General features: G+C 50.1%; 10 protein-coding genes. 7 read left to right on the forward strand and 3 right to left on the reverse strand.

Translation table 11 applies throughout. The features are described from left to right. From HKN79_09850 to tsaB, 3 genes are all read left to right on the forward strand, one after another. The coding region (locus HKN79_09850) for a TolC family protein (GenBank protein NNC83871.1) at positions 1 to 836 on the forward strand (836 nt) is incomplete at its 5' end. A gap of 2 nt (positions 837 to 838) precedes the next feature. After that, the gene (locus HKN79_09855) at positions 839 to 2158 is read left to right on the forward strand and encodes an efflux RND transporter periplasmic adaptor subunit (GenBank protein NNC83872.1); all 1320 of its coding nucleotides are present in this window, start codon (positions 839 to 841) and stop codon (positions 2156 to 2158) included. Between the two features lie 5 nt (positions 2159 to 2163). Next, the gene (tsaB, locus tag HKN79_09860; GenBank protein ID NNC83873.1) at positions 2164 to 2859 is read left to right on the forward strand and encodes a tRNA (adenosine(37)-N6)-threonylcarbamoyltransferase complex dimerization subunit type 1 TsaB; all 696 of its coding nucleotides are present in this window, start codon (positions 2164 to 2166) and stop codon (positions 2857 to 2859) included. On the opposite strand, the gene HKN79_09865 is transcribed toward tsaB, so the two are convergent. The 3 genes from HKN79_09865 to HKN79_09875 form a co-directional block, all read right to left on the reverse strand. Beyond that, positions 2860 to 4905: a thioredoxin domain-containing protein gene (locus HKN79_09865; GenBank protein ID NNC83874.1), complete on the reverse strand. Its 2046-nt coding sequence runs from the start codon at positions 4903 to 4905 to the stop codon at positions 2860 to 2862. Positions 4906 to 4973: 68 nt separating this feature from the next. After that, entirely contained in the window at positions 4974 to 5450 is a 477-nt protein-coding gene (locus HKN79_09870) for an LEA type 2 family protein (protein NNC83875.1), read from the reverse strand. Next, positions 5447 to 6799 (reverse strand): dipeptidase, encoded by a 1353-nt coding sequence (locus HKN79_09875; GenBank protein NNC83876.1) that lies wholly within the window; start codon positions 6797 to 6799, stop codon positions 5447 to 5449. Before HKN79_09875 ends, HKN79_09870 begins: the two co-directional genes overlap by 4 nt. Positions 6800 to 6993: 194 nt before the next feature. Between HKN79_09875 and HKN79_09880 the strand changes: the two genes are divergently transcribed. From HKN79_09880 to HKN79_09895, 4 genes are all read left to right on the forward strand, one after another. Then, the gene (locus tag HKN79_09880; GenBank protein ID NNC83877.1) at positions 6994 to 9435 is read left to right on the forward strand and encodes a PKD domain-containing protein; all 2442 of its coding nucleotides are present in this window, start codon (positions 6994 to 6996) and stop codon (positions 9433 to 9435) included. Between the two features lie 68 nt (positions 9436 to 9503). Further along, positions 9504 to 10964 carry a hypothetical protein gene (locus HKN79_09885; protein NNC83878.1) on the forward strand — a complete coding sequence of 487 codons (1461 nt, stop codon included), beginning with the start codon at positions 9504 to 9506 and terminating at the stop codon, positions 10962 to 10964. Between the two features lie 45 nt (positions 10965 to 11009). After that, complete coding sequence (locus HKN79_09890) at positions 11010 to 11909, forward strand: hypothetical protein (GenBank protein ID NNC83879.1); 900 nt, start codon at positions 11010 to 11012, stop codon at positions 11907 to 11909. Positions 11910 to 11992: 83 nt separating this feature from the next. Further along, on the forward strand, positions 11993 to 12884 hold an 892-nt coding region (locus HKN79_09895; protein NNC83880.1), incomplete at its 3' end, for a hypothetical protein.

Consider the following 12884-nt stretch of genomic DNA (forward strand, 5'->3'; position numbering starts at 1 on the left):
CACAGATAGAGAATAGCTTGATGATCGCCCGATTGACCTTGACCAACCTTCTGCTACTTGGTCCTCAAGAAGCTCAGGAATTCGAGATCCTCGCCCCAAGCGACAGCCTACTGGACATGGAGCGGCCGATTCCAGAGGTGCTCACGGTATACTCTACCGCGGTGCAGAACCTCCCCCAGATCAAAGCCGCTGAACTGCGAGTAGAAAGCAGTGAGGTAGGTATGGACATCGCCCAAGGAGGCCGCAGCCCGCAGCTTTCGGTCAGGGGATCCATCGGATCGGGATATTCCGGGAATAATCAAGTAGGTGTAGGTGAGCCCATCGATGTCATCTTTCCCATAGGCGAGGTGGCCAACTCGGGAGAACTCGTAGTGGGTGAGACCGAGACCTACAACGATTTCGAAGCCAAAGCCTTTGGAGAGCAGCTCGAGGATAATTTCAATCAATCGGTCAGTTTTTCCTTGACCATCCCCATTTTCAATGGCCTGAGCGTCACCTCGGATGTAGATCGTGCGCGACTGAACTACAGGATCTCTCAACTGGATGAACAGGCCGCCAAGAACCAACTGCTGCAAGATGTCCAGCAAGCACATGCAGATGCTACCGCGGCCCAACGCAGCTATCTGGCCGCTACTCAGGCCCTGGAGGCGATGGAATTGAACTTTTTGAATGCCGAGAAACGCTTTGAACAGGACATGCTCAGTCCGGTGGAATTCAATGATGCTAAATCCCGCTTGGCCATGAGCCGTACGGAAGCGATCCGGGCCAAGTATGACTACATATTCCGGATGACCATCATGGATTTCTACCTGGGCAATCCGATCAACTTACAATGATTATGAGAAGCCTGACTACCTTCTTGAGTCTCATCAGCCTGTGCTTTATCTTGAATTCCTGTTCTGACCGGAACAAAGAATCGGTGCAGGTAGAAGAGGCCGTCAAACGCGACATCGTGGAAATGGTGTCGGCCAATGGTAAGATTCAGCCTGAGACCGATATCAAGATCAGCCCAGAGGTATCTGGTAAAATACTCGAGATCCATGTCAAAGAGGGTGATAGGGTCAGTGAGGGTGATCTCCTTCTCACACTGAATCCGGATCTATTGGAAGCCAATCAGGCCCGGGCCAGTGCCTCATTGAACTCTGCTCGTGCCAATCTGGCCAATGCCCGCGCACGACTTGCTCAGGCTGAAGCTCAATTCTTCAATGTGGACCGAAGCTATGCCCGCAGTCAGCAACTATTCAACGATGGCGTGATCTCCCAAGCGGAGATGGATCAGGCCGAATCCAACTACCGATCGGCATTGGCCGAGAAGCAGGCTGCCGAAGAGACCGTAGCGGCCTCCCGATATTCTGTGCGAAGTGCCGAGGCCACCCTATCTGAAGCTTCAGATAATCTGGAACGGACCTCCATATTCGCTCCCAAAGATGGTATCATCACCGCCCTGCAGGTAGAGGAAGGCGAGACCGTACTCGGTACCATACAGATGGCCGGGACCGAGGTCATGCGCGTGTCTGACCTGAGTCTGATGGAAGTGGATGTAGAGGTCAATGAGAGCGATATCGTACGGGTCAATCTCGGAGATACAGCCGAAGTAGAGGTGGATGCCTATCAGGACAAGACCTTTTTGGGCGTAGTGACCGAGATCGCCAATGCAGCCACCAATGCCAGCGGGATACTCAGTACCGACCAAGTGACCAACTTCTCCGTCAAGATCCGCATTCTCCCTTCTTCCTACATGGACCTGGTCAATGAGAAGGACAGCATGATCAGCCCCTTCCGCACCGGGATGTCGGCCACGGTGGATATACGTACGGCACGCAAAGATCAAGTACTGGCCATACCCATAGAAGCCGTGACCACACGCACTGATACGGTATCAGGTGGTAGCTTCAGGGAGAAGATGAAACGCAGGAAAGAACTCGAGGAGAACCAGGAAGAAATGGAGCCTATGGAGTGCGTTTTCATACTCGATGGAGGCGAAGCAGAACTCCGAGTGGTAGAGACCGGTATCCAGGATAACCGATATATAGAGATCAAAGAAGGAGTCTCAGAAGGAGAACAGATCATCACCGGTCCCTATGCCACCGTCTCACGCAGTTTAGAAGATGGGGACGAGGTCAAGGTAGAAGAAGAGGACGAGGAAGAAGAAGACTGAGACCCATGAACTTCCCGATACTCTGTATCGATACGGCCACCAAAGCCTGCAGTGTTTCTCTCTTTGATAGAGAGAAGGTATGGGCTCAGCGCAATGTCATCGAGGATGGCTACGTACATGCCGAACAACTCCATGTGCTCTGTGACGAAGTGCTCCATGAAGCAGGTATCGAAGCAGAAGATCTCCACGCAGTGGCTGTGGGCAAAGGGCCAGGTTCCTATACCGGATTGCGGATAGGTGTAAGTGCGGCCAAAGGATTTGCTTTCGGGGTGGGAATACCGCTCATCTCACTGCCTACTCTTCAGATAATGAGTGCTGCTGCATTGGATTGTGAAAACATCGAAGAAGGTATACTCAGACCCTTGTTGGATGCCCGAAGGATGGAAGTCTATAGCGCTGCATACGACATTTCCCTGCGAGAGATGAAGCATTGTCAGGCCTTGCTCTTAGAAGAATCGCCCTTTGCTCAAGAACTGGAAAAAGGGCCGGTATACTTCTTCGGAGATGGAATGCCTAAAGCAAGGGAAGACCTTCAAGCACATCCTCACGCCCGTTTCATCGAGGACATTCACCCGAATACAGCATTGGTCAAAGACCTGGTATTCAAGAAACTGGAGGCTGGAGATGTGGAGGATGTTGCCTATTTCGAACCCTTCTATCTGAAGGATTTCATCGCCAAGTTGCCTAAGAAGATGCTTTGATCAATCGATCTGTCCCATCGCTTCTTTGACCGTGCCCACTGGAAGCTTGCATGTCTTATTCACGCAGACATAGATCATCGTCTCTCCCTCTACATACTTGTATTCGAGCAGGGGTAATCGTGAATCCTCATCAGAATCTCCCATAAAGAGTTTATTCGGTATGTACTGCTGTCCGAATTCGCGTATCTCCTTCTCAGGTTGCTCCCCCAGGATAGCGATCTCATAGTATGGATAGACCTCATGCAACATCAGGGTCGCCCAATTGGAATAACCACCCCCATACTTGGGTATCTGGCTCTTCATGTTATTGAGCATCGTCAATGAACGGTCCAAGTATTCTTGCTTATCGAAATACGTACCCAGCGTATGGAGTACCCGGGCCATAGCAGAATTAGAGGCTGGGATCACATTATCATCCACCTCCATCTTACGCGTGATCAAGGCCGGATCCTCATCGGAAGTGAAGAAGAACATCTGGGATTCCTCATCGCTGAAATGTCGCATCACGTATTCTGTCAGTTTCTCAGTTCGCGTCAGCCATTCTTCATCCAGTGTGATCTGATAGAGGTCGATGAAGGCCTGCGCTGTCAATGCATAATCCTCCAAATAGCCATTGATCGATGATGTACCTCCTTTATAGCTGTGATTCAATCCCCCATCGCTTCTCCATTGATGCTGGATAAGGAAATCCGCATTCTTCAAAGCCAGATCAAGAAATCTGTCTTCATCAAAGGCAAGAGCCGCTTGCACCAGACCAGAGATCATCATCGCATTCCATGAGGTCAGACTCTTGTCGTCCAATCCGGGTCTCACCCTGCCTTCTCGCCTCTCCATCAGCTTTTTCCTGACTTCCTCCTTGGTCGCCTGGAGTTCTTCTATAGTGATTCCCTCCTGTTGCGCATAGTCCTCATCCGATCGATCGCGCAGAAGGATGTAATTACCGTGCTCCCATCGCCCTTTGGCGTTGAGGTTGTAATAGTTCTTGACGAAATCGAAATCAGTGCCTAAGACTTCTTGAAGTTCTTCTTCAGACCAGACATAGAACTTCCCTTCTTCACCTTCACTATCTGCATCCAAGGCAGAGTAGAAGGCCCCTGACTCATCGGTCATCTCCCGCTCCAGCCAGTCCACTGTTTCATAGACGGTCTCCCTATAGAGCGCTTTCTCCGTGGCCTGAAAGGCTTCAGCATACAATGCGATGAGCTGTGCATTGTCATAGAGCATCTTCTCGAAGTGAGGCACTTTCCACTGTCCATCGACCGAGTACCTCGCAAAGCCTCCTCCTATCTGGTCATAGATTCCTCCAAAGGCCATGCGATCCAGTGTGAGATAGACCTGCTCTTTGACTTGAGCATCATCTGCCAAATGGGCATAACGCAGCAGAAATTGATAGTTATTGGGCAAGGGGAATTTAGGCGCTCGAGAAGGACCGCCATCCTTGAAATCCATACGTGCCTTCCAGTTCTCCACTGTTTCATGAAGCAGGTCTTGAGAGAATCGGGCCGGACTGGGGTCCAAGGTGATGAGATCGCTCTGTTTCACGCCTTCTGTCAGCTTTTCGGCATACTCTATCACCTGGGAGGGGTCGCTCTCCCATGTTTCTTTCAATCGCATCAGAACTTCTAGCCACTGCTCCTTAGGGAAGTACGTACCGCCATACACGGGGCGCCCATCGGGCAAGGTGAAGCAGTTCAAGGGCCAACCTCCTCTACCGGTCATGAGTTGAACGGCATTCATGTAGATCTGGTCCACATCAGGTCGCTCTTCACGGTCTACCTTGACAGAGATGAAATGACGATTCATCACTGCCGCTACCGAATCATCTTCAAAGCTCTCATGCTCCATGACATGGCACCAATGGCAGGATGAGTATCCGATCGAGACCAAGATGAGTTTGTTCTCCTGCTCGGCCTGCTGGAAGATCTCTTGCGACCAGGGCTGCCAATCCACTGGATTATACTGGTGTTGGAGCAGATAGGGAGAGGTCTGGCCTGCTAGGCCGTTCTTGGGTCGGTCATCTTGTTCCGTATGATCGGATTCTTTCATGGTATCCTGCTGATTACATCCCGAAACTGCTGTCAGTACCAGGCCTATGGCCAAGATGAGGGTCTTCATCAGCCTTCTTGGCTCTTGAAGAGCACATCTTCCTCGATGTTCACATCTACCGACCGACTGAAGAGGAATACTTTTCCTGTGATGGTGCCTTTGAGCTTCACATTGACCTTACCGGTGAGAGCGGCCGAAAGCATGATAGGCAACATCTCGGTATTCAATCGTTCACCTACAGCTCGTATCTGCATCTCATAGGTCTTCTGACTTCCTGATTCCAAGGTGAACTGATTCTCCAGATTGGCCTTACCGATATATCTATCTTCCAGATATAGATCCAGGTCGGATTCCTTGACCTTGATACTGAATGAATTGGGATTGTCCAGAGTGGCGGCCACATCCAAGAACATCTCCTGCTTCTCGATACGGTCGACCTCTACCCTTTCCAGATCCACGAGTGTGACCTCTTCTATTTCACAGGAACTGAAGAGCACTGCGAGGGTGAGTAGTGAAGCTATACGTACGATGAAGTACCTGGTCATTCTGCGAAATATTTAAAGAAGTACGGGATGGTCTCTATGCCTTTCAGATAGTTGAATATCCCATAACTCTCGTTTGGACTATGTATATCATCAGAATCCAGGCCAAAGCCCATCAGAATCGAATCCAAGCCCAATTCTTCTTTGAAAAGGGCCACGATGGGGATGCTTCCTCCACCTCTGGTAGGGATAGGTCGCTTGCCAAAGGTCTTCTCCATGGCCTTGCTGGCCGCTTGATAGGCATGGGAATCGATGGGAGTGACCACCGGCTCTCCCCCATGGTGAGGATGTACTTCCACCTTCACATAGTCTGGGGCCATGTTCTCGAAGTGCTCTTTGAACAGTTTGGTGATCCTCTCTGAATTCTGATCGGGTACCAAGCGCATAGATATCTTGGCAAATGCCTTGGAAGGCAGCACGGTCTTGGCTCCTTCACCTATATAGCCTCCCCATATGCCGTTGACATCCAAAGTGGGACGGATACTGGCCCGTTCTATGGTGGTATACCCTTCTTCTCCTTTGACCGCGTCTATCTCCAGTTCTGACTTATAGTCATCCAGTGAGAATGGGGCCTTGTTCATCTCCGTACGCTCCTCAGCCGATAGGTCGACTACATCTTCATAGAATCCCGGTATGGTGATGCGACCGCTTTGATCGATGAGGTCACTGATCATATCGCAGAGCACATTGATCGGATTGGCCACGGCTCCTCCATAGACTCCGCTATGCAGATCACGCTTAGGACCTGTGACTTCCACTTCCAGATAGCTGAGCCCACGCAGCCCGGTAGTGATAGAAGGAACATCATTAGCGATCAATGAAGTATCGGAGATGACGATCACGTCTGCTTTGAGCTTCTCCTTATTCTGGGGAACGAACCAGGCCAGACCATTACTCCCCACTTCTTCTTCGCCCTCGATCATGCACTTTACATTGCAAGGCAGTGTTTCAGTCCGAATCATCATCTCGATGGCCTTGACATGCATGTAGAACTGCCCTTTGTCATCGGCCGCTCCTCGCGCATAGATCTTTCCATCCTTCACCACGGGTTCGAATGGAGGGCTGTCCCAGAGTTCTACGGGGTCGGCCGGTTGAACGTCATAATGCCCATAGATGAGCACCGTAGGTTTCTCAGGGTCGATGATCTTCTCAGCGTACACGATGGGGTATCCGGGCGTCTCACATAATTCGGCAGTATCCATACCTGCATCCAAGAGGCTCTGCTTGGTGACCTCGGCCATGCGCAGTACTTCATCTTTATACTGCGAATCAGCGCTCACTGAGGGAATCCGGAGGATTTCCTTCAATTCCTCGATAAAACGCTCTTTGTGCTCTTCCAGATATTCTTCCATTCCCGTGATTTCAAAAGAGAACAAATATAACTGCTCACACTCTAGAGACTGCCTCACGGTCAATCACCTAGAATGCAATGAATAGCAATCTGAGGATCGACCATCTAATGAATAGAAGTACTCAACTATGAATAGACGCAAATCGATTCAGCACGTATCTTTGATTCTTGTACCTCGACCAGAAATCATTGTCCGTGAGACATTTATACCTCATACTCTGTTTTGCTCTTGCCTTTGTGCCCAGAGAGGTGTCAGCACAGCTGAGCGTAGAAAGCACACAGACTGTGGAGTGGTATGTCCAGAATGTACTGCTAGGCTCGGGGGTAACGGCTACCAATATCACCTTCAACGGTCAGCCCGCAGATGAGATCAATCTGCAGTGTGGATATTTCCAAAGCAATGGGAGCTACATGGAGGTGGAGAGTGGATTGGTCCTCTCTACAGGTCATGTATATGGGGTTGATTTCGGTGGAGACTCAGTGATAGTAGGTGAACAGACCACCATCAATGTGGACAATGGTCAAGGAGATGACCCGGACCTCGAAGCCCTGGCCAACGATGATATCAATGACCAAGCGATCCTTGAATTCGATTTCGTACCTACCGGTGATACATTGAGATTCAACTATGTTTTTGGTTCGGAGGAATATCCTGAGTATGTCAATTCCTTCAATGACGCCTTTGGGTTCTTCTTGGCAGGACCCGGCATAAGTGGTACCTATAGCAGCCCGGCCGGATTCCCGAACGGCTCCATCAATATCGCTCTTATACCGGGTACGAATATTCCTGTGACCATCGACAACGTGAACAACGGGAACGCGAGTTGTTTTGGTGGTGGCCCTACCGGTCCATGCACCAACTGTGAGTTCTACATAGATAATTGCGATATCGAAGCAGACGCTTTGGACGGGACTACTACTGTACTGGAAGCCTTTGCTCTGGTGCAGTGTGGAGAGACCTATCACATAAAACTGGCCATAGGAGATGCTTTGGATTCAGCATTTGATTCTGCGGTATTCCTAGAAGAAGGCAGTTTCGCATCCGATCTGGTCGTTTCGGCCGATCTTTTCTCTTCTATCGGCCCCTATTCCGATGGCTTCTTATACGAGAACTGTGGTTTTGGGACCATTGTGTTCTCACGCCAAGGAGGAATAGAGGCAGAGTCCCTAGTGGAATTGGAGATCACCGGTGTGGCCGAGAATGGAGTGGATTATACCACCGTGCCTACGGAATTCATCTTCCCGGAAGGAGACAGTCTATATTACATGGATGTCTTCGCCATTTTGGATGGTCTGGTAGAAGGACTTGAGCTGGTAGAGATCACCATCTCCAATACCAGTGCCTCAGCCTGTGCTTCAGGAGCCATCACCTCCGAGTTCTCATTCTATGTGGCGGATGATCCCGAGCCGCTGGAGATCAGCACGGTCGATCATGCCATCGATTGCGGAGATCAGATCGAGATCACCGTAGATGTATCAGGCGGCTATGGGCAATATGTGTTCGATTGGAGCAACGGTATAACGGAACAGAGCCAGGTCATCTCTCCCGGTGTGACCACCGATTATATCATCACCGTGACCGATACCTGCAACGCAGGTTCGCAGATCGACACGGTGTCGGTCGATGTGCCGGTCTATCCTCCCGTTTCCGTAGAGATCGAGGATTCATTGGAACTGACCTGCTTGGAGTGGGTGGACATCTACCCGCTCAGTGTCAGTGGAGGGAACGGTACCTATACCTATCAGTGGATCCAAGACGGTGAGGTCATCGGGGAATCAGACCTCCTGAACTATCAAGGGACATCTACCAATACGCTCATCCTGCAAGTAATGGATGGCTGCTTCACTCCAGCTACGGATGAGATGCAGGTATTGGTCCCCATCATCCCCATCTACATCGATATCTCTGAAGACACGGTCATCTGTCTAGGTACCAGCGCCCAGTTGACCGCACTCGCATCGGGCGGAGAACCGCCCTTTGAATACGCATGGTCCCATCAAGGAGAGACCCAAGAAGACATCCTTGTCACTCCACGGGAATCAACTATCTACTCTGTAGAAGTCACGGATCTTTGCCAGAATACCGAAAGCGCAGAAGTAATCGTAGGGGTATCTGAGACCATTGCCAAATTCGCAATGGACGAGACGGGATACTATGGCGTGATCCTGGAGAATTTCTCAGATGGTGTGAACACAGATACACTCTACTTCGAATGGGATTTTGGTGATGGAACTGTCTCTACAGAAGCCTCTCCTACACATATCTATTACGACCTGAGCGACCAGACCATCATCCTGACGGCTACCAATGAGTATGGATGTACCGATACAGCCACCATCGATATCTCTGCTCCACCTACCATGTACATTCCCACTGGCTTCTCGCCCAATAATGACGGGATCAATGACCTCTTCAAGGTATACGGTGACGGGGTCGAGGATTTTCTGATGGTCATCTATGACCGCTGGGGACAAGAGGTGTTCCGCAGCGAGGATATCGATGAGACCTGGAACGGTAGAGGCCGTCAGAATAGCGGCTACTACGGTGAGAATGACAGTTTTGTCTACCACATCCGTGCTCGCTTGGAGGATGGTCAACGCATCGACAAAAGAGGCGTGATCACGCTACTCCGCTAGGTTTTCAACAAGGGGCTGTTCATAAGCCTCCTTCTTCCCTATCTTTGAGTCACTAATTCGCTGACGCTGTGAGATTTCCCTCCCTAGTGCTCTGCTTGCTCGTGCTGTGTTTTTCGAGCCAAGCCCAGCTAGTGGTCCACTCTTCTGAGAGTGTGGAGCACTATGTCAGTGAATACCTCATCGGTGGGGGACTCAGCATAGACAATGTCATCTTCAACGGATCACCAGCTGATCAGGCCTCCATACAATGTGGTTCATTCGACAGTGAACACAGCAATGTGGGCCTCACCCACGGACTCATCTTGAGCACAGGTGAAGTAGCCGGTGCCATAGGACCGAACAATTCCCCAGCGTGCACTGCTCCGGAAGCAGGCTTGGGGCTATCTGGAGATACCGATCTCGAATCTCTTGCTGGACCTGATACACATGACGCTGCCATACTGGAATTCGATTTTGTGCCTGAAGGTGATACCTTGGCCTTTCGCTTTGTCTTCGCATCCGAAGAGTACCCCGAATTCGCCAATACCATCTACAACGATGTCTTCGGCTTCTTCCTTTCAGGGCCTGGAATCCAAGGGGATTTTTCGAGTCCACTCAATTATCCCGATGGAGCTGTCAATCTGGCCGTACTCCCAGGTTCAGAAGTTCCTATATCGGTGAACTCGGTCAATAATGGAACAGCGGATACCGGCCCTTGTCAGAATTGCCAATTCCTTACTGTCAATCCCATTTCATCGGATCCTACTGCCATCCAGTATGATGGTATCCTCACTCCCATCCTGGTCAAAGTGCCTCTGCAGTGCGGTGAGACCTATCACATGAAATTGGCCATTGCCGATGTAGGCGATGACCATTACGACTCAGCCATATTCTTTGAGAAAGAAAGCTTCCAGACCGATGTGGCGCTAGAGGCTTCTCTGACCAGTCTATCCCCTATCGAGCTACCGGAAGGAGTTTCCTTCGAGGGATGCTCACAGGCAGAGATCGCAATCTCTCGAGCCACTTGGTGGGATAATGCCGAGACCATCTCACTGATCTCTCAGGGAACGGCTGAAGAGGGAACAGACTACTCTACACTACCTCCTTCTGTGACCTTCGAAGGGGCTATCGATCAGCACGTGCTTCCCATCACACTGTTCTCCGATTCTGAGGAAGAAGGAGTGGAGTCATTGTCCGTGCTCTTGAATTATTCCGGATGCGCGGAGGATCAGGTTCTAGAACTCAGCACTCTGGAAGTGTGGGACGGGCCCCAAGTGCTGGAAGTGAACTATGAGGCGACCAGTACGGATTGTCTTTCTCCGATAGAGGTATTGGTCAGTGCGACCGGAGGTCTGGGCTATTATTCATTCCAATGGAGCAATGGACAATCAGGGCCTGATATCACACTCGATAATTCAGGACCATTTCCACACCTCATCACTTCAGATACCTGTGTTGCTCCCGTGATGACCGTTCTGGAAATCGAGTTGAACAGTGGAGAACCGATATCTGCTTCTATTCCTGAGGAGATCGTGCTCAGCTGCGGTTAGAATGAACTGGAGGTCTTACCTATCATCGATGGCGGGACGGGCGAATTGGAATACGATTGGCGCTTTCAAGGTGAGCTGGTAGGCATAGGAGAGGAATTGAATACCACCGTGCTGGAATCCGGAATGCTGGAATTGACCATATCGGATGAATGCGGGCAGATATCCAACGTAGAGTCAGAGATCGATCTGATCGACTATGAACCGCTCAAAGCCCACTTAGATAGTGAAGGTGTGCTCTGTCGTGGACAGGAGAACCGGATCGAACTCGAGATTTCCGGTGGTCAGGAACCGTACTCCATCCACTGGTCCGATGGAACAGTAGACCAACCTTACTTATGGATAGATGGATTCGAACCGATATTCATCCAAGCACTGGTGATCGATGGATGCGGTCTGAGTGATTCCGATGAGGAACTGATGCAATTCTCACAGGTCGAGGCGCTCTTCTTGGTCGAAGAACTTCAGGATTTCTATTTCAGAACTGTGGATATGAGTTCTTCGAGTATCGGAGCCCTTTCGGAATATTACTGGAGCATCAACGGATCAGATGTAGAACTCGATGAAGGGAACCAACATCCCTTCTTGGATGATGAACTCCATAGCATCGGTCTTACGGTCATCAACGAATACGGATGTACAGATAGCTGGAACGTATCCTTCCAACCCTCTCCTTTACTCTTCATCCCCAATGCATTCAGCCCAGATGGAGATCAAGTCAATGATGAGTTCGAGGTGAACTCGCTCGGATTGAGTGAACTGCATATGGAGATCTTCGATAGGAACGGCCGTAGCATACTCATTTCCAGTGGTTTGGACTCCAAATGGGATGGCTATGACCCTTTACGTCCGGTCCATGGTGCTTCGTATTATCACTATGTGATCCAAGCCACTGGGAAGAACGGTGAGAAGCTGATACGTAAGGGACCGCTATCTGTGCTCAGATAAGACTCCTAGAGGTGGTCAAAGCATATGACCGCTCAAAGGCGATAGTCGATTATCTTTGACCGTTCTAAACAAAGCTCGAAACAATGAGAAGAGGTTTACTATTAGGTGCTTGGCTCTTGAGCATCTCTGTACTCTCCGCACAGGTCATGGTAGACAATACCAGCCAAACGGTGGCAGATGCGATTCAGAACACCTTGATCGGTGAGGGAGTGGATGTGTTCAACATCACCATCAATGGTCTGCCGGGAAACTCGGTCAATGTTCAGGCCGGTACATTTACCGATGAGACATCTTCAATAGGCGTTTCTGAAGGCTTCATCATGGGGACAGGGAATGTCACCATGGCCGAACAACCTAATAACAGCGGTTCGAGCAGTCTCCCCGGCTCTCCATTCCAGTACAATGATCCTGACCTCGAGTCCTTGACCAATGTATCGGTCAATGACCAGTGTGTCATCGAGTTCGACTTTATCCCGCAAGGAGATACACTGACCTTCAATTACATATTTGCTTCAGAAGAATATCCTGAATTCGCTTGTTCGAACTTCAACGATGTGTTCGGCTTCTTCTTGAGTGGGAATAATCCCGATGGCGGAATCTATACCAACGAGAACATTGCCTTGGTACCTGATCCGAATAATCCAGAGGAATACACGAATATTCCGGTGGCCATCAATTCTATCAATGACAACATGGAGTCGGACCCCGAATGCGTGGATTTCGCTCCTGACTATATGGACTACATCATCTATTATGTAGATAATACCAATGGGACCAACTATGAGTACGATGGAAATACTGTGGTCTTGACTGCCAGGGCCATTGTCAATTGCGGTGAGGTGTACCATATCAAACTCGCTATTGGAGATGGTACGGATGGAGCATGGGATTCTGCCGTATTCCTCGAGGCCAACAGTTTCTCTGCCGAGCCTACAGGTATCGCAGCTGAGTCCTTATTCCCTCTCGGTCTGGTAG

The organism is Flavobacteriales bacterium (genome assembly GCA_013001705.1).
GTDB lineage: Bacteria > Bacteroidota > Bacteroidia > Flavobacteriales_D > JABDKJ01 > JABDLZ01.